This is a genomic window from Ruminococcus sp. 5_1_39BFAA (assembly GCF_964240875.1).
Lineage (GTDB): Bacteria > Bacillota > Clostridia > Lachnospirales > Lachnospiraceae > Blautia_A.
This window is the reverse complement of sequence record NZ_CAXSVO010000010.1, coordinates 112148-134185: the sequence shown is the minus strand read 5'-3', so window position 1 is coordinate 134185 and position 22038 is coordinate 112148. Positions and strand designations below refer to the sequence as shown.

The 22038-nt window shown below is 42.9% G+C and carries 22 protein-coding genes and 7 tRNA genes; 5 read left to right on the top strand and 24 right to left on the bottom strand.

What is annotated here, in order from left to right; genetic code table 11:
- Window positions 1-151: 151 nt before the first annotated feature.
- Both ACESZH_RS12550 and ACESZH_RS12545 read right to left on the bottom strand, forming a co-directional pair.
- Entirely contained in the window at window positions 152-361 is a 210-nt protein-coding gene (locus ACESZH_RS12550; protein ID WP_373216557.1) for a hypothetical protein, read from the bottom strand.
- A gap of 65 nt (window positions 362-426) precedes the next feature.
- Complete coding sequence (locus tag ACESZH_RS12545; RefSeq protein WP_373216555.1) at window positions 427-984, bottom strand: hypothetical protein; 558 nt, start codon at window positions 982-984, stop codon at window positions 427-429.
- A 381-nt stretch (window positions 985-1365) separates the two neighbouring features.
- Here ACESZH_RS12545 and ACESZH_RS12540 point away from each other — a divergent pair, with 381 nt between their 5' ends.
- From ACESZH_RS12540 to ACESZH_RS12525, 4 genes are all read left to right on the top strand, one after another.
- Window positions 1366-1692, top strand: coding sequence for a hypothetical protein (locus tag ACESZH_RS12540; RefSeq protein WP_373216554.1), 327 nt, complete (start codon window positions 1366-1368; stop codon window positions 1690-1692).
- Between the two features lie 133 nt (window positions 1693-1825).
- A complete protein-coding gene (locus ACESZH_RS12535; RefSeq protein WP_373216552.1) occupies window positions 1826-3247 on the top strand; it encodes a DUF4041 domain-containing protein in 1422 nt (473 codons plus the stop codon).
- Between the two features lie 62 nt (window positions 3248-3309).
- Window positions 3310-4095, top strand: a complete 786-nt coding sequence (locus ACESZH_RS12530) for a DUF3800 domain-containing protein (protein ID WP_373216550.1) — start codon at window positions 3310-3312, stop codon at window positions 4093-4095.
- A gap of 484 nt (window positions 4096-4579) precedes the next feature.
- On the top strand, window positions 4580-5683 hold the full coding sequence (locus ACESZH_RS12525; RefSeq protein WP_373216549.1) for a tyrosine-type recombinase/integrase: 1104 nt from the start codon (window positions 4580-4582) through the stop codon (window positions 5681-5683).
- 145 nt (window positions 5684-5828) lie between these two features.
- Here the strand turns inward: ACESZH_RS12525 and ACESZH_RS12520 are convergent.
- The 19 genes from ACESZH_RS12520 to ACESZH_RS12430 all read right to left on the bottom strand — a co-directional run bounded on the left by ACESZH_RS12520 (window position 5829) and on the right by ACESZH_RS12430 (window position 19580).
- Window positions 5829-5909: transfer RNA gene (locus ACESZH_RS12520), tRNA-Leu, on the bottom strand.
- Window positions 5910-5967: 58 nt separating this feature from the next.
- Window positions 5968-6040: transfer RNA gene (locus tag ACESZH_RS12515), tRNA-Lys, on the bottom strand.
- Window positions 6041-6048: 8 nt separating this feature from the next.
- Window positions 6049-6120, bottom strand: a tRNA-Gln gene (locus tag ACESZH_RS12510).
- Between the two features lie 9 nt (window positions 6121-6129).
- Window positions 6130-6203: transfer RNA gene (locus ACESZH_RS12505), tRNA-His, on the bottom strand.
- 5 nt (window positions 6204-6208) lie between these two features.
- A tRNA-Arg gene (locus ACESZH_RS12500) sits at window positions 6209-6282 on the bottom strand.
- Window positions 6283-6299: 17 nt separating this feature from the next.
- A tRNA-Gly gene (locus ACESZH_RS12495) sits at window positions 6300-6370 on the bottom strand.
- A gap of 33 nt (window positions 6371-6403) precedes the next feature.
- Window positions 6404-6478, bottom strand: a tRNA-Pro gene (locus ACESZH_RS12490).
- Between the two features lie 219 nt (window positions 6479-6697).
- Window positions 6698-7183 carry a metallophosphoesterase gene (locus ACESZH_RS12485; protein WP_373216547.1) on the bottom strand — a complete coding sequence of 162 codons (486 nt, stop codon included), beginning with the start codon at window positions 7181-7183 and terminating at the stop codon, window positions 6698-6700.
- The gene (locus tag ACESZH_RS12480) at window positions 7180-7764 is read right to left on the bottom strand and encodes an XTP/dITP diphosphatase (RefSeq protein WP_373216546.1); all 585 of its coding nucleotides are present in this window, start codon (window positions 7762-7764) and stop codon (window positions 7180-7182) included. The genes ACESZH_RS12485 and ACESZH_RS12480 overlap by 4 nt, the downstream gene beginning before the upstream one ends.
- Before the next feature lie 15 nt (window positions 7765-7779).
- Window positions 7780-8934 (bottom strand): class I SAM-dependent RNA methyltransferase, encoded by a 1155-nt coding sequence (locus tag ACESZH_RS12475; RefSeq protein WP_373216544.1) that lies wholly within the window; start codon window positions 8932-8934, stop codon window positions 7780-7782.
- Window positions 8935-8964: 30 nt separating this feature from the next.
- A complete protein-coding gene (yfcE, locus tag ACESZH_RS12470) occupies window positions 8965-9507 on the bottom strand; it encodes a phosphodiesterase (protein ID WP_373216543.1) in 543 nt (180 codons plus the stop codon).
- A gap of 54 nt (window positions 9508-9561) precedes the next feature.
- On the bottom strand, window positions 9562-9879 hold the full coding sequence (locus ACESZH_RS12465) for a rhodanese-like domain-containing protein (RefSeq protein WP_373216541.1): 318 nt from the start codon (window positions 9877-9879) through the stop codon (window positions 9562-9564).
- Between the two features lie 103 nt (window positions 9880-9982).
- Complete coding sequence (locus ACESZH_RS12460) at window positions 9983-10177, bottom strand: hypothetical protein (RefSeq protein WP_373216539.1); 195 nt, start codon at window positions 10175-10177, stop codon at window positions 9983-9985.
- Window positions 10178-10646: 469 nt separating this feature from the next.
- Window positions 10647-11999: a GH1 family beta-glucosidase gene (locus tag ACESZH_RS12455; protein ID WP_373216537.1), complete on the bottom strand. Its 1353-nt coding sequence runs from the start codon at window positions 11997-11999 to the stop codon at window positions 10647-10649.
- Window positions 12000-12059: 60 nt separating this feature from the next.
- Complete coding sequence (locus tag ACESZH_RS12450) at window positions 12060-14204, bottom strand: family 78 glycoside hydrolase catalytic domain (RefSeq protein ID WP_373216535.1); 2145 nt, start codon at window positions 14202-14204, stop codon at window positions 12060-12062.
- A 37-nt stretch (window positions 14205-14241) separates the two neighbouring features.
- Window positions 14242-16428: a hypothetical protein gene (locus ACESZH_RS12445; protein WP_373216533.1), complete on the bottom strand. Its 2187-nt coding sequence runs from the start codon at window positions 16426-16428 to the stop codon at window positions 14242-14244.
- A gap of 51 nt (window positions 16429-16479) precedes the next feature.
- Window positions 16480-17334, bottom strand: coding sequence for a carbohydrate ABC transporter permease (locus ACESZH_RS12440; RefSeq protein WP_373216531.1), 855 nt, complete (start codon window positions 17332-17334; stop codon window positions 16480-16482).
- Entirely contained in the window at window positions 17331-18248 is a 918-nt protein-coding gene (locus ACESZH_RS12435) for a carbohydrate ABC transporter permease (RefSeq protein ID WP_373216529.1), read from the bottom strand. Before ACESZH_RS12435 ends, ACESZH_RS12440 begins: the two co-directional genes overlap by 4 nt.
- Window positions 18249-18311: 63 nt before the next feature.
- Window positions 18312-19580 carry an ABC transporter substrate-binding protein gene (locus ACESZH_RS12430; RefSeq protein ID WP_373216527.1) on the bottom strand — a complete coding sequence of 423 codons (1269 nt, stop codon included), beginning with the start codon at window positions 19578-19580 and terminating at the stop codon, window positions 18312-18314.
- A gap of 158 nt (window positions 19581-19738) precedes the next feature.
- On the opposite strand from ACESZH_RS12430, the gene ACESZH_RS12425 reads away from it, so the two are divergent.
- Window positions 19739-20581, top strand: a complete 843-nt coding sequence (locus ACESZH_RS12425) for a helix-turn-helix domain-containing protein (RefSeq protein WP_373216525.1) — start codon at window positions 19739-19741, stop codon at window positions 20579-20581.
- 157 nt (window positions 20582-20738) lie between these two features.
- Here ACESZH_RS12425 and ACESZH_RS12420 read toward each other — a convergent pair whose 3' ends face one another.
- The 3 genes from ACESZH_RS12420 to ACESZH_RS12410 form a co-directional block, all read right to left on the bottom strand.
- The gene (locus ACESZH_RS12420; RefSeq protein WP_373216523.1) at window positions 20739-21014 is read right to left on the bottom strand and encodes a HEPN domain-containing protein; all 276 of its coding nucleotides are present in this window, start codon (window positions 21012-21014) and stop codon (window positions 20739-20741) included.
- Entirely contained in the window at window positions 21004-21339 is a 336-nt protein-coding gene (locus ACESZH_RS12415; protein ID WP_373216521.1) for a nucleotidyltransferase domain-containing protein, read from the bottom strand. The genes ACESZH_RS12420 and ACESZH_RS12415 overlap by 11 nt, the downstream gene beginning before the upstream one ends.
- Before the next feature lie 337 nt (window positions 21340-21676).
- Entirely contained in the window at window positions 21677-22012 is a 336-nt protein-coding gene (locus tag ACESZH_RS12410; RefSeq protein ID WP_373216519.1) for a hypothetical protein, read from the bottom strand.
- Between the last annotated feature and the right edge of the window lie 26 nt (window positions 22013-22038).

The following is a 22038-nucleotide window of genomic DNA, read 5'->3' as shown; positions in this document are numbered from 1 at the left end:
CCTTTCGCTCCCACAGGTCGTTGCCCTTTTATACGCAACTATCGAAACTCTATGCCCTTCCTCAAATACTTTCAGAAAGGACTCTGTTTCCCGAATCTCGTTCATAATTTTTTCTGCTTCGTTGAATTGTTCACTTGTCATACCACTCACCTCATTCCACTTTCCTGAAACCCAGAAAATCTGCCAGCCCACAAGAACCATCATCACAATTGTGCGTACCATGCAGGCGTGTTCCGTGGATACCCACTCCATCAACGGCGATTTTGGTTGTCTCAGAAATGGCTATTGCTGCTCCGGTTCGTCCACCACTGTATTCCTCGCCGCATAATCGACATTTATAAATCGCTTGGTATTCTGCCATACTGCACACCTCCCAATTTTCTGCAATAAAAAACCAACCACCGAATATTGATGGTTGGGTTAACATTACATATTTTTTTCCATAAGCAATTTTTGTAAAATATTGTTATAATCCTCCAAAAAATATCTCTCTAAATTGCCAGAAAAAATTTTTTCGATAAATGCTAATAGTAATAATATCATGCTTCCAAAAGCGATTACATATAAAATGATTGAGGTAAATAAAACTATAATTCCAGACAGCACATTTTCTACCAAGTTATTTAAAACCGATATTTCATCTGATATTTCCTTCACCCCATCGATAATGATGTAGCTGACAATCGCTGAAAAAGCCACTTTCCAATAATCTATTTGCGGTTCTTCCGTTCGCTTTATATGCTCAATATATCGGCAAAACTCATTTAATTTATCGGTATTGTAATTTTGGTATTTCTGGCGAACATAGTGCTCCCAATCTCTATAAAAATCAAAAGAGTTATCTTCGTTTAAATATTTCCATTGCCTTTTTGTAAGCTTTTCTCCGCATAGATATTTATAGATGGTAAACTCTTTATTGAAATCAAAATTATAGTATGATATACCTCTGGAGTAAATACAATTCTTTCTACTTTTTCTCTTCATGTTTTTCATATCCTATCAAAATCGATACAAGAATTATACTCCACCAACCATCAATATTCAATTATCAATGTTCAAAATATTATTTTAAAATTACGATATCACTTTAAAATAATACTACCGATAAAATCCCTCAAGCATCAACAGCTTACTCGCATCATTCATCCGGAGCATAGCTGCTACCGCCCGCAAAGATTCAACCTGTTCTTTGAGAGGAATGCCAACATATGAATCTGCTTTGATGGCCGCCCACAAACGCACCGACATAGCCGAATCCGATGAAGAAATTCAATCCGATATCGACATGATGTCCGATGAAAATTTCTGACGTTTCATATTATTGGACTATAAATTTGGTACTATTTATGTGGGAGGTGTTTACAAATGACTTATGAAGCATTACTGAATGAAGCCGATTCCCACCAGCTTACAGTAAAAGAGAAACCATTAAAACAGCACGATGGGCTTATTATTGGAAACAAAATAGCTATCAGGAAAAGCATAGGGACTGCTATCGAAAAATCCTGTGTCCTTGCCGAAGAACTCGGACACCACTATACTTCTTCCGGGAATATTCTTGACCAGTCAGACACCATGAACCTCAATCAGGAATACCGGGCGCGGCTGTATTGCTATAATTTGAAAGTGGGTCTGATGGGCATTGTCCAGACTTATGAACATGGCTGTCGAAATCGTTGCCAAAATCGATAACTACATTGTTTATTTCATGCCCACGTTAGCAGTTATGAAAATAACAGGATGATACTACCGTATTATGCAGTAATGATTATTGCAGTTTTATACTGTATAATACAGATATCATAATACTTAGGAGGAGTTTCAAATGAAAAAGAAATGGTACCTACAAACGTGGCTAATTTGTGTTCTGTTTGCCTTTTGGTTTTTATATGGCATCCCATTGTTAATCGGCATTGTATTGCTTGTTTTAAAATCCAAAGATGATAAGGCTATCTGGGCGCGCATAAATGAGCTAGAAACTGAATCAAAAGACTTAAAAGCCCTTCTTACACCAGAAATGCAGGATGCGCATGAGTTACAAAATCTTGTTTCTAAATTACAAAATGATGAAAATGCAATTCGTGATTCTATTTCAAAACTTACAGCTGAAAAAGATTGCATTATTTCGGACAAGGAAAATGAAATAAACAAATTGGATGCAAAAATAAGCGAAAGAAAAAAATCTCTTATTTCTTTTGATGATGAAATATTGGTACAAGAATTTGGCTTATATAAACCGCAATATGATTTTGCTTCTGCATTAGACTATAAAGAAGCTCTTTCAAAAATACGTGCTGAACAAAAAGAACTTATAAAAAATAAACAAGCTGTCACTGGTAATACTAATTGGCAGGTTAATGGAAGTGCTTCCAAGGGCAAAAAAATGGTATCTGACACTCAGAAATTATTGCTTCGTGCATTCAATAGTGAATGTGATGAACTAATTTCCAAAGTTAAATATACAAACTTTGATGCCTCTCTCAATCGAATATATAAATCCTCTGAAGCTATTACAAAGCTTGGAAATACAATGAATATTGCTATTACACAAAAGTATTTAGATGCGAAAGTGAAAGAATTACGGCTTGCTTTTGAATATCAGCAAAAGAAACAAGAGGAAAAAGAAGAATTAAAATCTGCGCGTGCTGAACAGAGAGAACAGGCCAGAGCTCAGCGTGAGTTGGAAGAACAAAAAAAGAAAATTGAAAAAGAGCAAACTCATTATCAAACAGCTTATGCCAAAATCCAAAATCAGCTTTTAGCAGATCCGCAGAATCAGGATTTGCTTGCTAAGAAAGCAGAACTGGAAAATCAACTCTCTGACATTGATAAGGCTCTTGCAAATATTGATTATAGACAAGCTAATGCGAAAGCAGGATATGTCTATATTATTTCCAATATAGGCGCCTTTGGTGAAAATATCTACAAAATCGGCATGACCCGCCGTCTTGATCCACAGGAACGTGTTGATGAGCTTGGTGACGCCTCTGTTCCATTTAATTTTGATGTACATGCAATGATTTTCTCTGATAATGCACCAGCCCTTGAATCTGCGTTGCATAAAGCGTTTGAGAATAAAAAGCTCAATATGGTAAATCAAAGAAGAGAATTTTTCAATGTTACATTGGATGAAATTAAAGATATCGTAAAGAAAAACTTTGATAAAACGGTAGAATTCATAGACGTTCCAGACGCAGAGCAGTATCGCATTAGTCAAAGATTACGAAACAACAGAATTGCATTATAAACCAAACCCGCCCGGTGCGCCAACACCGAACGGTTTCACAAATACGAAAGAAGGTGATTAAATTGAACACGCGAATTGTATATTGCGATGAAACTGGTGATGATGGGCAGAATACCAGCTCCAGTAATACCTTTATTTTGACCAGTGTGAGCATGCCTACTGAATCCTGGCAGTCTAACTATGACTTAATTAAAAACTTTCGGAAACAGTTAAAGTCAGAGTATGGATTTCATGTAAGTGAAGAAATGCATACCAAGCAATTTTTGACAGATAAGAATCCATACCGCTCCTACAAATGGACGCCGGATCAGAAAATTGAGATATTAAAAAAATACACTCTTGCTATTTCTTCTATGGACATATCTGTCATAAACGTCATTATTGATAAGACCAAAATCAAAACACCGGATTATTCCGTATTAGAAAATGCGCTTACATACAATATCCAGAGAATAGAAAATGATAGCAAGGGCGATTGGAATTTTATTATCATTACTGACAAGGGACGAATTAGCCCGATGAGGAAAACAGCAAGAGCAATAAGGGCGTATAATCCGATTCAGTCGCAATTCGGTGGTTATATCAATAAACCCATTAAGTATCTTCTGGAGGATATTATGGAGAAGGATTCAAAAGAATCATATTTTATACAGATATGCGACTTTATCTCATTTTTCGTCCACTTATATTATAAGACAAGATACAGACATGAAAATTTACCTAACCGTGTCGGAAAATTGATTGACAATGAATTTGTTGGAAGCGTTTTGGCAACCTTTAACGAAGGTCAGATTTTAAATACAAAAGCAAGTTCCACTAAATATGGCCTTGTTATTTATCCGAAATAGGAAACACCACCTACGGCGCATTCGCACTTTCAGTGGTTCACCTATATTATATGCCAATGATAAAGATTTGTCAAATTAAAAAAAGAACCCCCAGCACGACTACCACATGTCTAGCATGCTGGTGATTACACCCTCGCGATCTCTGGCGGCATTCTTCTCTATAAATATAATACACTGAACATTTGTTTTTGTCAAGAAAAACCGCCCGGTGCGCCAACACCGAACGGATCCAAATAAAACTCGAGGGCAGTACGCCAATACCGCCCTCTGCAAAGCAATCCATTTCAATCCACGTTCCCTATATGGAACGACTAATGGATTCTTTAAAAGCAATCCGAAGAGATACTTTCGTGTGCAAAATTATTGTATCATCTTCTGAAGCACCCGGTCAACCGGAACATACGGTTGGGTGCTATTTTTATATGTTTTTTAACTATGCCCAAAATAGCTAAATACTAAATATAAAATAAAGGAGGATGATAACATGTGGATAGAAGAACGAAACGGGAAATACAAATTCTCAGAGCGCTACGAAGATTACCTGACAGGCCAGATAAAAAAAGTTTCTGTAACTCTCGAAAAAAACACCGCCCAAAGCCGAAAAATGGCTCAGAGGCTGCTTAACGAACGTATCGCGGCATCACAGGAAATTACTCCAGTACGAGAAATAACTTTTGGAGAGCTTGTAGAAGAATACAGAGCTAATCAAAAACTCTCTGTAAAAGAAGCCACTTACACCCGTAATTACCATACCTGCAATACCATGCTGCAGTTGTTTGGCAAGGAAACTATTGTCAGCAGGATGACCGTCAATTATATCAACAAAAAATTGCTGGAATCCGGTAAGAGTCCAGGCACCCTGAATGAATACCTGACACGTTTCCGGGCATTGATTCGTTGGGGGTACAAGAATGACTTAATTGAGGACATTCGATTTCTGGACAAACTGGATAATTTCAAAGATCGCCCTCACAAAGAAAAGATTCAGGATAAGTACCTGGAGCAGAACGAGCTTAATATACTGCTTTCTCAAATGGAACAGCCGGTATGGAAATTCCTTACGCAGTTCATGACCCTTTCTGGCCTGCGTTTTGGTGAAGCCGCTGCCTTGCACAAAGCAGACGTCGATTTTAAATCTGGGGTGATCCATATATCCCAAACATTGGATTCGGTGAATCAGGTCCTTACTACTCCTAAATCTCTTTGCTCTATCCGGGATGTGTATATGCAGCCGGAACTTCGTAGTATTTGTTCTCAGATCAGCCTTTATATGAAAAAGCAGGAAGTTTTGAATGGAGTAAGAACAAACCTCTTTTTTCACTCTAGGAACGGCAATTACATTCAGTTTTATGCCTTTAACAAGTATCTTCGGAACTTATCTTTAAAGGTTCTTGGAAAGTCAATTACAACTCATGCTCTTAGGCATACACACGCATCCTTGCTTTTAGAGAATGGAGTAAGCATTGACACAATTTCAAGAAGGCTTGGGCACGAAAACAGTAAGGTCACTCGGGAAATTTATCTACATATTACAAAGGCCCTGGAAAAGAAGGACAATACACAGCTTGAAAACGTGAAGATACTATAGTTTTTTTTTGGGGGGCATTCTGGGGGCAAATTGGGGGCAAAAAACCTGAAAACCCTCGAATCGAAAAAGAATGCGGAAACGCCGAAACCCCTGTAAAATCAATGGTTTTCGAACACTCTCGCATTCTCCTGAATTGTTCTCAGACTGCGGATAACAGGACTTGAACCTGCACGTCATGGACACCAGAACCTAAATCTGGCGCGTCTGCCAATTCCGCCATATCCGCATTTTTTATAGCAGATAAAAAATGGAAAGTCCTTACAGACTTTCCGATTCTTATCCAATGAGGCATCGGGGATTCGAACCCCGGACAACTTGATTAAAAGTCAAGTGCTCTACCGACTGAGCTAATACCCCATATCAGACTGGGCTAGCTGGATTCGAACCAGCGAATGCAGCAGTCAAAGTGCTGTGCCTTACCGCTTGGCGATAGCCCAAAGGCAAAGGGTGGATACAGGGATTCGAACCCTGGGCCTCCAGAGCCACAATCTGGCGCGCTAACCAACTGCGCTATATCCACCACAGCGTGTCAGAAGGGATTCGAACCCCCGACCCACGGCTTAGAAGGCCGTTGCTCTATCCAGCTGAGCTACTGACACATTCTCTTCAACAGAGAAGCGGGTGATGGGAATCGAACCCACGTATCTAGCTTGGAAGGCTAGTGTTCTACCATTGAACTACACCCGCATTTCGCTGAAACGGTAATAATGTTTACAGCAGTCGGGGTGACAAGATTCGAACTTGCGGCCTCCTGGTCCCAAACCAGGCGCTCTAGCCAAACTGAGCCACACCCCGCTGAAGTATTTACATACTTATATGAAATTTTAATGCTCGTCGCTTGACGCAAGACATATTATATTATACGGTTTTTCAAATGTCAACACTTTTTTTATTTTTTTCGGGGGATTTTTACGCATTTTATTCTGTTTCGCAATTGCCCAGCCGTATTCCCTGCCCCGGGTGCCACGGCTGGGCAGTTAAGAACTTTCTAACCAGTCCCGACAGAAGCTCTCTTCACCTGGACAAAAAACGAAGCTCCACCTCCGGTTCCTTTCCCTCCTCAATCTCCATCACAGCATAGCTGGGTTTTCTTCCCTCCTGCCGCGGATAGGAAAGGCTTCCCGGGTTAATTACCAAAACACCGTCCCGGATTTCTGCCATAGGCTTATGGGTATGCCCAAACATAACAATCTGAACATTCCTGGATTTTGCCTCATCCACCAGGCCGTAAATATCCATAGAAACCCCATAATAGTGCCCATGAGTCACCAGAATCCTGTGCCCCTCAAGCTCAATCTCCGCTTCCCTCTGCAGATCCGAAAAAAAGTCATTATTTCCCGACACAATGGTACAGGGACATTCTGCAAGAGCTTCTATAAAAAACTCTCTTCCCTCCACATCCCCGCAATGAATCAAATAATCAAAGGGCGTTTCCCGCATTACAGCCTCTTCCAGTTTTTCATCTTTTCCATGAGTATCACTGACTATCAAAACCTTCATTTTAGTTCATCCTTTATAGCCTGCAGCGCTTTTCCTCTGTGGCTGATCTTATTTTTTTCTTCCATTGAAAGCTCTGCTGAAGTACAGCCGTACTCCGGCAGGAAAAAGATAGGGTCATATCCGAATCCGTTTTCCCCTTTTTCCTCATAGCCAATTCTGCCTTCCATTGTGCCGCGTACAGTCTTAACGGTCCCGTCCGGAAAAGCAGCAGCAATGGCACAGACAAATCTGGCAGTGCGCTGTTCGTCCGGCACGCCATTCAATCGCTCAATCAAATTTCCGTTCTTAATATGGTAGTCCGTATCCTCTCCCATATAGCGTGCCGAATAAACTCCCGGTTCCTTGTTCAGATAATCGATCTCAAGACCGGAATCATCTGCAAGCACGATCTCTCCTGTCAGCTTACAGATTGTGGTAGCTTTAATCACCGCATTTTCCTCAAAGGTTTTCCCATCCTCCACAATATCCGCCTGGACACCTGCTTCCTTCATGGAAAGGACCTCCGCGTCCAGATCCGAAAGAATTTCCCGGATTTCCTTCATTTTTCCGGCATTTCCCGTAGCAAAAATAATTTTCTTCATCTCTGTATTCTTCCTTTATTCATTATCCTTTTTTCTGGGAGGCTTTGGTCCCAGGAACTGGTAAAAATATGTTTTCAGCATACCGTTATAGATCTTGCGGTTTTTGTCCGCTTTTCTGCCAATGTCGTTCTCTGCTTTTTCATAGGATGTGATCAGGTACATGGACCACTTGTCCAGCCTGGAAAAGCTTTCCCCGATTTCCCGGTAAAGCCCCGGCAGGGCAGCCTTTTCTTCCAGGCGCTCCCCGTAAGGAGGATTTGCGATAACAAAGCCGTAGGGTTTGGGATGCCGCAACTCCTTTACCGGACGCTGCTGGAAATGGATCAGCTTGTCCACTCCCGCCATCTTTGCATTTGAACGCGCTGCTTTTAATGCCTCCGGATCTATATCATAGCCCTGGATATCTGTCTCCACATTCAGGTTTATCCGATCCTGCGCTTCCTCCAAGGCATCGTACCAGCATTTTCTCGGCACCAGATGCTTCCAGTCCTCTGCCAGAAAGCTTCTTTTCATACCAGGCGCAATATTCGCAGCCATCAGCGCTGCTTCTATGGGGAAGGTACCGCTTCCACAAAAGGGGTCTACCAGAATCCTGTCCCTGTTCCACGGCGTAAGCATGATCAGAGCCGATGCGAGGGTTTCCGTAATGGGCGCCTTCACCGTCATCTGGCGGTAGCCGCGCTTGTGCAGAGACACACCGGAGGTATCAATTCCAATAGTCGCCACATCCTTCATAAATGCCACACGGATGGGAAAGCTGGCCCCATCCTCAGGGAACCAGGAGATATTATAAACACTTTTTAGCCGTTCCACAATTGCCTTTTTCATAATGGACTGGATATCCGATGGGCTGAACAGCTTGCTTTTCACGGAGTTGGCTTTTGCAACCCAGAATTTTCCGTCCTGCGGAATAAAATTTTCCCAGGGCAGCGCTTTCGTTTTCTCAAAAAGCTCATCAAAGGTCTCAGCCTTTACCTCCGCAACCTTTAAAAGAATCCTCTCTGTTGTCCGAAGAAACATATTCGCATCCGCAATTCCCTGTGCATCCGCGAAAAAGGTCACCTTTCCGTCTTCCACCTTGCTGATCTCATAGCCTAAATCCAGTACTTCCCGTTTCAGCACCGCCTCCAGTCCGAAATGACAGGGTGCGATCAGTTCCCATTTTTCCATGGCGTAAAATTCCTCTCATTATAATATGTATCAAAGCTCCAGGCTTTTCACAGAGTTTCCTTCAAAATCCCGAATCGTAAAAATACCGTTTTCCAGCACGCCATAGGTCGGGGGATTGCCCTCCTTCGGAATGGAAACCGAACCGGGATTCAGCAGGATATAGCCTTCCATCCGCTCAGCCTTCAGCACATGGGTATGTCCGTGAATCAGAATATCACCTGGCATCAAAGGCGGTAGATTATTCTGGTTGTATACATGACCATGAGTGGCATAGAATGTTTTCCCATCAATCGCCAAAATGCAGTAATCCGCCATCACAGGAAAATCCAGCACCATTTGATCCACCTCAGCTTCACAATTTCCGCGCACCGCATAAATTTTGTCCTTCATGGCATTCAGCATGGCAATGACCTCCTTTGGCGCATACTCCTTCGGCAGATCATTTCGCGGTCCATGATAGAGCAGGTCGCCCAGAAGTACCAGGCGCTCTGCTCCCTCTTTTTCAAATGTTTCAAGCATCTTTTTGCAGTAATATGCAGAACCGTGGATGTCTGATGCAAACATGTATTTCATAAAGATTTTCTCCTTTTATATTTTCAGATTTTCTCTCTCCTTACATTATCACGCTTAGCGGGAAAATACAAGATTTCTTCCGCGATAAGCTTCGAAACCTCCGATCACAGACCTGGTTTCATACCCTTTTCGCGCCAAAAGCCGGGCTGCCATCAGGCTTGCGCCGCCTCTGTCGCAGTACAGGACCAGAATTTTTCCCCTGGGAAAATCATAGGACTGCATTTCCTCAAACTCCTCGTAGGGAAAATTCCTTGCCCCTTTGACGTGACTTACTTTATATTCCTCCCGGTCTCGTAAATCTATCAAAACAGCATCTGCGCGGTCCACATAGTAGTCCAGCATTTTTGCTGAAATCGTCTCCACAGGAAACATGACAAACTCCTTTTTTATTACTATTATATGTAATAAAACTGAAATTGGCGCAGGACATCTCATCCTGCGCCGAAACAAAAGAACTGTGTTATGCTCTGAACGATTAGTATCTGGAAGAGGTGTTTCCCTCAGATTCATAAGAGCTGGTTGTCTTGTTCTTGCTGCTGTTCTTTGCGTTCTCAGAATTGCTGTTACGATGGCAGTTCTGGGAATTCATTTCATCCTTTGCATTTCTGCTGTTTGTAGCATTTGTGGTGTTTTTGTAATTTTTGCTTTCAGATTCATAATTTTTTGCCATTTGAGTATTCCTCCTAATGCAATTTATTTCGTTGCTTTATACATTCTTCCCAAAAGACAGAGGAATATTCAGCAAAATGATATTGATTTTTTTTCCAGTTTATATTATAATCAATTTGTAAAAAGAATTTACCCTTCAAAAATTTTTTTTACATAACCCCTTATTTAATTATTTATACTCCCCTCGAAACACCCGGTAGCTCCCCTACCGGGTGTTTCTCTTTTATTTAACTACATACTCGTTCACTTCACGAATCCTGTCAGGATTAACCTCAAAATTACGTTCTTCGTCCATCAAGCCGTTTAATTCTGATTTACAATTTCCGTCCATTCCCTGACAAACGCCGCCTGGCCTTCATCGCTGAACTCATACGTGGACGGTGCCTCGCACCAGACCAGCATTCCTTTACATAACACCAGGAAAGAAATCTGGCATCCTCTGTTTTCTGGTGCTTGCGAAGTCCAACCCCTCAGAGAATTTCTCCATTGGAAGCAATCACTTCTTTATACCAGTATGCCGAATCTTTTACCGTGCGTTTCTGTGTCCAATAATCAACGTAAACTAATCCAAAACGTTTATCATATCCATTTATCCATTCATAGTTATCCAGAATAGACCAATACTGATATCCCAGTACGGGGATGCCCTCTTTTACTGCCTCTTTTAGGCTCAGTATATAACGATGAATAAAATCTATTCTGTTCGGATCATGTACTTTCCCATCTAAAGCTATCCAATCATAATTCGCCATACCATTTTCCGTAATCATCACCGGCTTCCCATATCTTTCATATAGAAATTTACAGCACCAATACATAACCTCCGGTGTCACATTCCATTCCATAGCTGTTTTCGGGCTTCCCTGGTAAGAATAACGATCATACCCGCCCGGAATATCCGGTTCTCCACCGCCCTGATAAATATTAAAGCCATAGAAATCCAGCGGTTCCGTGATAATACGCCTCTCTTCTTCCGTAAACTCCGGAAGAATTTCTGAAAAATATGTCTTCGCTTCCTGCGGAAACACACCTGTAAAGACAGGATCAGACCACCAGGCAATGCTTGATGTAAAACCTTCTTTCGTCATAGAAAAGGTTTTCTTTCTTGCTTTTTCAATACATTCTGATTCTGCCTTTTCAGGGATCACGACCTCACCTGTGGGCGCCATTCCGATTTTTGCATTATCACAATTTTTTCGTATTTTTCTTACTGCTTTTCCATGCGCCAGAAAAAAATTTTTCGAGATCTTCATCAGAGATTCCGTACTTTTCCGCTCAAACGGCGCATAAGCACCCGATGTCAGCCCTGCGCCAATGAAAAGCTGCGGTTCATTAAACGTGATCCAGTATTTCACTTTTCCCCTTAAAGCCTTTGAAACCACATCCGCATACTGTTCAAACCATTTCACAATTTCGGGATTCTCCCATCCACCCAGCTCATAAGCAGCCGTTGGAAGATTCCAGTGAAATAAAGTAACCATAGGTTCAATTCCTGCATCCAGCAGCTCGTCAACCAGATCCACATAGAATTGAAGCCCTTTTTCATTCACGGTTCCATACCCCTTCGGTATTACCCTTGGCCAGCTTACAGAGAAACGATAGCTTTTTAAGCCAAGCTCTTTCATTATTGCAACGTCTTCTTTATAGCGGTGATAATGATCACATGCTATATTTCCATTTTCGCCATGGGCAATATAACCCGGCTTCTGCGCAAAGGAATCCCAGATACCCATTTCCTTTCCATCTTCCAGATACGCCCCTTCTATCTGATGGGCTGCAGATGCAGCGCCCCACAGAAAATCCTTGTTAAAACCTTTTCCCAAAATGCTTTCCTCCGTTAAATATACCGCAGCAAAAGGATCCTGTCTTCTTCTAACAGGTACTCAGCCCCATAAAGTATAACGTCCCGGGCCGACCAGTTCTTTTTTCTCATTGATCACAAGCTCAGCCGGAACTGCTGTTTCAATTTCATACCGTACCTGATTTCCTATATTGATCCATTTGGAACAGATGTAACCATGCCTGGTCTCTATGGAGGCTGACAGCCATTCCAGTCTTTTGTCCGGAACCGGAGCAATCCTTACCCTGGCAAAGCCCGGCTGTTCCTCAACGGTCTGTATTCCTGCCGCCTTCTCATATATCCAGTCTGCCACAGCACCATATGCATAATGGTTATAAGAATTCATAACCTTATCCCAGAAGCTTCCGTCCTCCATGATACCGTCCCAGTGCTCCCAGATAGTCGTCGCCCCTTTATTTACAGAATACAGCCACGAAGGATACTCTTCTCTCATAAGAAGATCATAGGCAATATCACTATGCCCGTAATCACTCAGCACATGCAGGATATACGGCGTCCCCACAAAACCTGTTCTGATCTGCCCGCCGTCCCGCCGGATCATCTCTGCCAGCTCATCCGCCATTTCCCGGGGATTGGAGGAAAGACCGAACTGAACAGCCAGTACATGCTCTGTCTGCGTAGTATATACCGGATACGACTGTCGGAATGCCGTTACAATCTTTTCATGCAGCTCCTCATACATTCGGACATCCGCCCCGATCACCTTCCCCGCCTTACACACCAAAGCGGCAGAATTGGCATAAAAAGCAGACGCAATAAAGTCGTCACGGCTGGCGCCTTTACATTCTCCCGGTGCGGCATCAAGAGCCAGCCAGTCGCCGAAATGCTCGCCTCCGGTCCACAGATACGGTGTTGTGGTTGTGGCTGTTATATAATCCACCCAGCCCTTCATGCTGGAAAACTGTTCCTCCAGTACCTTTTTATTTCCGTAGGTGAGATATATCTGCCATGGACAGATGACAGCCGCATCTCCCCAGGCTGCGCTGGGAGGTATAGGCTTCAGATAATTAGGAACCGTGCACCCAACAGCTCCATTTTCCGCCTGGTCAGCCGCCAGATCACGCATCCACTTTCTGAAAAAACGCTCCACATCAAAATTATAGGAAGCAGCCTTTGCAAACACCTGCGCGTCTCCTGTCCATCCCAACCGTTCGTCTCGCTGCGGACAGTCTGTGGGTATATCCAGGAAATTCCCCTTCTGTCCCCAGAAAATATTGGAAAACAATTGGTTCAGCTTTGCGGACGAACTACAAAGAGAACCTGTTTTTCGAATATTCGAATACACCGCTATCGCGGTAAACTGCTCCGGCTTTAAGGTACCCGGAAAGCCTTCTGCTTTTATATACCGAAAACCAAAGAATGTCAAAGAGGGATGCCAGGTCTGGATACCCCTTCTGCAGATATAATGAATCTCAGCCTTTGCATCCCGGTAATTTTCATTGTAGAAGTTCCCCTCTTTATCTAATACTTCCCCGTGTAAAATGCGGATATGTTCCTGCCCCTTCGCCTCGACCGTAAATTCCACATATCCGGTCACCTCCTGTCCAAAATCCACGACCGTTTCCCCTTTCGGAGTTATGATCACAGATTTGGCAGAGATCCGTTCCATTTCACGGATTTCTTCTCCCTCCTGGGGAATGAGGATCTCATCCGGCCACGAAAAAGGCTGCACAGGCACCCAGTTCTTTACCTCAAACGACGCATCATAACTCTCCCCGTCATAAATCTCACTGAAACGTGTTCTGCTTTCCGTATAAAACCAGGAAGCATCCGTGGGAATTATTTCTTTTGTCCCATCCTCATACAGCAACTGGATTTCACCCCATATCCCGCAGGGGCGAGCAGCTCTGCCCTCCACGTTTCCCCAGCCCATAGGAGAACGAAGCCATCCTCTGCCGACAGTGACTGTCACCGAATTTTCCTCACATATAAAAGGAGTAATATCGTAATGCTGATACTGCAGTCTTTTCTCATATGCTGTCCAGCCCGGCGCCAGCACATAATTGCTTATCCGATCCCCATTCAGCCTCACTTCATATGTTCCCAAAGCTGTAAGATACATTTCCGCATTTCTGACCGGCTTTCGAAGAGGAAAATCCCTTCGGAATACCGGACAGACACTTCCCAGATCTCCGGCAGACTTAATCCATTGTGCCTGAAATTTCATCTCGATCCCTTCTTTCTCCTGCCATTTTACGCCACTCTCAATTTCTATGTACCTCTATGATGCCTCCCGGAGAACACAGCTTTCCTTCTGCGCTGCTGATTCCTCCCAGGACAGCGTCTGTTTTTTTCCATACTCCCGGTTCTGCAGGACGGACTCCCAGTACATAAGCGCCATACAGATAAATCGGAACGCAGCTCCACGCGTGGCAGAGACTTCCTGCACGCTCAAAATCCGCTGCACCATTATCGGTTTCCCAGAATGCCGTTGCCCCATTATAGAGCATCCGTCCCCACCGGGCAGCAATCTCTTCAAATACGGAAACCCCATATTTTTCCGGTTCCTGAAGCAATGCTTCATATACAAAAATGCTTGTTGCCATGCTGGCACGCACCAATTCCCCTTTATGGAGCTTTTCCCTTAAAGCCTTTTGCCTGCTGACCGGCACGATTCCGGCATAAAGAGCCAGAGCCTGGACAAATTCTGCCCCCTGCAGTTGTTTTCCCTCTCTGATAAAGGAAGCATACACTTCCTCTTTCTGATTCCAGAACTGCTCTATTCCATTTTCCAGAATCCTTATTTCCTGTTCCGCCTTATCCGACTTCATACCAAGATACCCATAAATTTTACAGATTCTCTGCAGCGCCAGTATATAAAGAAGCTGCAACGGCGCTTCTGCAGAAGGTAGCAAAGTATCTTGCCGTTCAATCGGTACAGCATCCAGAAGCGGACGCCATTCATAAAAATTCCAATAACCGGGCTCCGGGAAATTCCAGACCAGCCCGCCCCGCACATGTCCGTGAAACACTTCAAGAATCCTTTCCGCTACCGGAAGGATCTCTTTTCCAAATGCAACATCCCCACTGTATCTGCAGTATTCCTCCAGCGCAATAATAAACATCAGCGAAAACGATGGAATATTGACCGAAGCTCTTGCAGGTGCGCACAGCTCCAGAAGGCCGTCTTCTCTCTGTGACAATGCCAGAAGTCTTAAATTTGCCTTCGGCTGCTCCAGTTCTCCAAATGCATAGTAACCAAACAGCATCTGATTTCTTGAATCAAATGCATATAACGCCTGTTCTCTCCACGGGCAGTCCTCATAATGCTCATGAACACAGCACCGAAGTGTATGCTTTGCAGTTTTAAAAATCTGGTTGTGCAGATGATCTGCGCATTGAAATTCCCCTTCTCCTGAAAAAGGATAATTCACAGGCACAATACCGGCATAATATACCACTGCTTCTTTTCCATAAATAAACAGTTGAAGATAACGTGCCCCCACTCTATGAAAATAGTGAATAAATCTGCGGCGTTCTTTTGGCACCTCCCACTGGAAGGTAAAATGTCTTCCGCCTACATCTGTCCGGACACGCAGATCCTCCAAATGTTCTCCATAACTGATATCTGCACGTACTGCCTTTGGGCATACCAGTTCCATATCCAGATATCCCGCCGTCTCCTCACCCAGATCGAAAATCAGATAAATGCCATCGCCCTCATCTGCGGAGAAATGAACGCCGCTCTCTGAAGGGAAACAGATTTTATCCCCGGTACCTGACTGTACAGAAGATTTTATCATAGAATGCACTTCTCTGAAAGCCAGTCCTGCATACTGGTGCAGACCGCTTGCATGAACCGTGAATATCCCCTGGGTGACGAGCCTGATCTTATGTCTGCCTCCCCACTCCAGTTCCCGGATAGGCTTCTGCACCATTTGGCACTCTTTTTCTACTTCTACCGCACACTCCCACGGATACTCCCGTGGACTTTTATAAACAACACCCGCGCCAAGCTGAGGGGTTATATTTTTCACTTTTCCGCTCTGATAACCGCCCATTAATCTGGTCTGCGTCCTTTTGCCGCTTGCGCACAGGAGCTTCTCTCCCTGCCGTACTTCAAACCGGAGCCCCGGCTCTTCCTTCCTTGCCACATAAGAATCATCACCACAGTAAAGTACCTGGATCACCAGCTCATTCCTTTTTTTCGGATCTGCGGCTTTAAGCTCCACACACTGTACTGCCTTATAAAACGGATAATCCGGATACTGCGTGGATGGAATATATTCTCCATTAAAAAATACGGCATACTGTCCTTCTGCACTGATCAGGAGACGGATCTGTTCGCCGGATACTGCAGGAAAGCTTTCGCGAAATTCCGCATAACAGTTTATTTCCGGCATACCATTCAGCCATATCCAGCAAGAGGACTCTGAAAATAATCTCCGCATATCTTCCCTCCCAAATCATGATCTTTCATTTCTGGTATCCGCCTGCATCTTTTATCCCTTGACACCGCCTCCTGTGATACCTGCTACAATCCTGTCTGATAAAAACAGATACAAAACAAATGTTGGCAGAAAGACGATCATGATCGATGCAAACAGACCAGCCCAGTTTCCTGTAAACGTCATAGATGTAATCATGTTTTGAAGCCCCATAGAAAGTGTGCGGATCTTATCATTTCCGTTTGCAAAAATCAATGCGATAAAATACTCATTCCAGATACTCATAAAATTAAATATCGTCACGGTGATCAGCCCCGGCGTCGCCATTGGCATGATGATCATCCACATTGCTTTTCCTTCTGTACACCCGTCGATCATGGCCGCTTCGGTTAATGCACCCGGTATAGTTGTAAAAAATGAAGTCATAAAAAACACGGTGTAGGGGATATTCAAAGTCGTATATAAAATGATCAGCGTAATAAAATGTCCGACCAGATTTGCTTTAATAAACCAGATGTAGATCGGTATGATCAGCATGACCTGTGGGATGCTCATTGCACTCACTGTAAAATTCATAACCAGCCGGTCACCCAGAAATGTTTTCTTTGCAAGAATATAGGCAGCCGGACTTGCGATCAGCAGGATCAAAGCACAACAAAGTCCGGTCACTAAGATACTGTTCATAAAATAGTGAGGAACATTATTGTATTTCCATGCTTCCGTATAATTCTCAAAGTGAAATCCGCTTCCCAACAGATTATTTGTAAAAATTTCCTTCGTAGTGCTGAATGAGGCAAACAGAATCCAACCCAGAGCAGCTCCGAAAAAAGCCACCCACAAGATCAGCGGCACATACCGCAGCAATCTTAGAGCTCTTCGCAGAGTCATAGGATGATGTTTCTTTTTCAATATTCATACACCTCCCTCGTCAGCAGTTTATTCATAACAAAATATACGACCAGCACGATCAGCGCAATCGTTACGCCAATGGCGGCGCCTCCTCCGGCATCGGTCATACCATTTCCCATTCCCGCTCCGCCGGCAGTGCCGAATATTTTATTATACAGATAATAAACGGGCGTCACCGTGGTAGCGGAAATCTGGGCAGAAAACATTTTTGCCCATGTAAAGAAATTCACCGCCCCAATGGTCCAAAGCGTCATCGCCGTTCGCATGACATCCCGGATCAAGGGCAGGGTCAGCCTCCAGAAAATAGTCCATCCATTTGCCCCGTCAATCGTTGCACTTTCATAAATGTCTCCCGGAATCCTTTCGATTCCGGCAAGAAATATCAACATAAAATATCCCGTGGAACCCAGCACATAAGAAAAAAGCATTCCCCAGAACAGATATTTCGGACTTGTCCAGTTAATCTTTGCCAGACCCTCCAACCCCAACGTCGTAAACAGTGTTTTCAGCAAACCGAACTTAGTCTGAAATACGTATTGTGTCCACATAGTAGACAGTGCCACCGCATTCACTGTATTCGGCAGATAAATAGCGGAACGCCAGAACTTTTTTCCTTTCACGCCAGAGCTTAAGATCACCGCATAAAACAAAGCGATTCCAAGAGTCAGAATGCCGCCGACCAGCCAGATCTTAAATATATTTTTCAGCGAAGTCAAAAAGAGACTGTTGTGAAACATTGCATAATAATTATCCAGGCCAACAAACTCCCATTTCGACATCGGGCTGCTGATTGCAGGAATTTGATAAAAACTCATTAAAATAGTTCTCAAAAGCGGATATGCAAAAATCAGCAGGAAGCAGATCACAGAAGGTCCAAGATTCACAGCTATAAAAATTCTGTTACGTTTTTTCATTTTGTCCATCTCCAGAATAAGGAAAAGGGGCTGTTAACCCCTCTCCTCCAATAAATCTCACGTTTACTTTAACTGACTCTGCACTTCTTCCACAAAGTCTTCTCCAGTAATATCTCCTGCAATCAGTTTTGCGAAGGACGCATTTACGATTCCCTGTATCTCCGAATTTGTTGTCAGACAATAATTCCAGGGAACTGCATTTGTTGCTTCCTCCATCAGGGTTCCGCAGTCAGCCAGATTATCAGGAAGTGTAAGCCCGCCGATAACCGGGATGCACTGACATTTTTCCAGAAGATCTTTCTGTGTCTCCTCTGAGGTAAACTCTTCAATAAGCTTTACTGCGCCCTCCGGATTTGCAGATGTAGTCGGAACTGCATAGAACTGGCATCCTGTCATATAAGTTGTGTACGGATCCTTTGCACCATCCGGCGACGGGAAGAACATTGCGCCCCACTGAAAATCATCGCCTGTAATTTCAGCGACCTCATTTGGAAGCCAGGAACCGTTAATGTACATCGCTGTTGTGCCCAGGGCAAATTCTGTATTCTGTGCAGATGGGAATACAAAAGACCCTGTTCCTTCTGTAAAGTACCCTTTTGCTGCCATATCCTCATAAGCCTTTGCCATCTGTGCTACTGCCGGATCACTCCACAGATCCGTACTTGTTTCGTTCATAAGCTCCGTTACACCATCTGTTCCCAGCATTTCTCCCAGATATTCTGTGTAAAGCAGTGAAAGATAAGCATCATCAATAGTCATCGGCGCATAGCCTGCATCCACAATTTTCTGGCAGCAGTCCATAAATTCTGTCCAATTTTCTGGCAGCGCTTCGATTCCTGCCTCTGCAAAAATTGCTTTATTATAGAATACTGTCCCTACAAACGGCTGTGCAGGAATAAAATACCAGGATTCTTTATCACTGGTGAACAGCCTTGAAAATGCAATCATACCTTCTGTGATATCCGATTCCAGTTTTGTTCCTTTTACATATTCCGTAATATTCTGGCAGAATTCTTCGCCAAGCTGTGCGGGAATATCCGAAGATTCAATTACATCAATAACGGTTCCCGCTTCAATACTTGTACGCATAATGTCACGTACTGTTCTTCCGGCCCAGTTTACTTCAACGGTATATTCCGGATTCGCTTCTTCGAATCGGGCAATCGCATCCTTAAGTACCTCTGCCTGTGTCTCGTTTTCTGACCACTGTGCCCAGTAAACAATTGTCTGTTTGTCTGCTTCCCCGGCAAAAACGGTCTGCGCAGCTCCCCCGGTCAGCATCGCAAACGCCATTGTAAGTGACAACGCCTTTTTCAAAATACCCTTTTTCATTCAAGTCCCTCCTTAATATTTAAATTTGAATACAGCTTACTCTTTTTCCATGAATTTTTCTATATACCCGTTGTCAAAAACTTGCTCTCTATTGACCATTATGGTAAAATTGTAAACAGACATTCCGGACTGCTGTATGAAACAACGGAGGGCATGCTATGAAGCCTGTTATTTTAAATGACTGGGTAACCACACCTAAGAATCCTCTTCATTCTATCATCACAAAAGATGATGATGTACTGCCTCATTATCATCTTTTCTATGAAATTTTTTATATTATGGACGGTTCTATCCGTCACACTGTAAACGGTAATGAGCGAATTTTATATCCCGGAGATATTGTTTTTCTGAATCTTAAAGATCTCCATTGCTTTTATCGGACATCAGATACCTTCTGCCGCCACCGCGATATTATTATCCGCACAGATTTTTTTGAATCGGTATGTGATTTTATCGGGGAGGATTTTAAACGGGCCTACATGAACAATCAGTTATCCAAAGTCCTCTCCCTGCCTTTTGAACAGATAAAAAGATATGAAGAAATCCTGTCAAATATTGCCCTGTCCCTTGATACCAATTCATCATTCAGGCAGTCGAACATACGGACTCTTTGTGTCTCTCTTTTGAATTGTCTGATCACGGAAGAAGTCAAGAATGACTTTGACTACTACCCAATTTGGTTCAGAGAACTGCTCAATCGCTTTCACATGAATGATTACCTTCAGGCCGGCCTTGATCAGATTTTGGAACCGTTCCATTTCAGCCGCTCCTATATGTGCCGGGCATTTCAACACTATATGGGTTGTACAATGACAGACTATCTCAACGATATCCGCCTGCAGCAGGCTGCTTACCGATTACAGTACACAGACGATACTATCTTATCAATCTGCTACGCAGTGGGCATTTCTTCCATATCCTACTTTAACAAGATTTTTAAGAAGAAATACGGTGTTTCTCCGCGCACGTTCCGCAAGCGTCGGGAAACGCAGAATATTTAAAATTATGCAAGGATCTCGAATACGCTACTTCTGCAAACAATAATGGGAGCCTGACAAAAGCTCCCATCTTCATATTTGAATCCCAATTCCCTTTTCATATAAATAATTCCGCACATCAGTAACAATCATTTCCGCAGCTTCATATTGTTCCATGGCTTCATTTCAAGCGCCCCAGAAGCTTTCCGGTTTCTCTTTTGAAAATTCCTGCAGCAACATAGTTCTGGTTAAAATAAGCAACTGCATCTTTATGGCGTTTGAAATCTTTCTCTTCCAATGCCAGCACAGCTTTTATTCCATAAAAAGCAGCATAATAACAACGGTTTATTGTATCCTTATATTTTTTATTATCAAGACACAATTTTGCCGTGTCCAAGGTTTCCAATGCGTTCTGCATTCTATAAATACTCAAATCACCAGATTTGTTATCCGCCAATCACAACACCTTCTTCCCGCACATTGCGATAAAAGGGCAGCGCATCCACCCAATATTCATACTGCTGCTCATTTTTAATAACCGGAGAAATATCAATTCCACGGTTCATTTCTATCTCAAATGCCAGATCATAGATTTCGTTTTCTATCTTCTTTATCTCCTCTTCTGCCAAATCTACCAATATCATTACATCAACATCCGAGTTTGCCTGATAATCTCCCCTTGCATAAGAGCCATATACAATAACCTTGGATAAATGATCTCCTAATATAGCTTTAAGCTGTTGTGAAAACTGATAAATAATATTATGTATCCTTTCCGGCATAAGCATCACCTTTCTTATAATCAAAATTTTCCGGCAATCTGCCACGGTATTTCTGCAGCTCCTCCAATGCGACTTTCTTTTTATTTATTTGCGGACGATTTCCCAAGCCTTCTAACCCTGCCGCACTCTATTCTGATATTCTCCTGATACTCCCATTATAACAAACTCCTACCCTGAATAAAAGTGAAATATTCCCAAACAATCCAACACCATTTGACACCACCGGACACACTCTGTTTCATTTCATGTCAATCTCAAACAACTGATTTTCCCCGTATTTACAGCACATTTCAACATACTTAAATCGTCTCAATCCCGTCTCCAACCAACCCCTCATTTAATTATTGATACTTTTCATTACGTCCTTAACAACAATAATCTTCTTGAATGAATCATTTACATGGACAAGAGAAGCTTTTTCCCGGATACGTTTCTCTTCTGTCGGCATACTGAACGCTGATTGAATATAATATCGTTTACTACCGAGGTTTGCTACAAAGTCAATTTCCAACTGATTTTTGTACTCTTTACCCTCTTCATTTATTCCACGCTTTTCTACAACTCCCACATCTACAGAGTATCCCCTGCTTCGCAGCTCATTATAAATAATATTTTCCATCAGATGTGTTTCTTCAATCTGTCTGAATCCTAATCTTGCATTTCTGAGTCCCACATCCTCGACTGAATCGCACTTTTAAA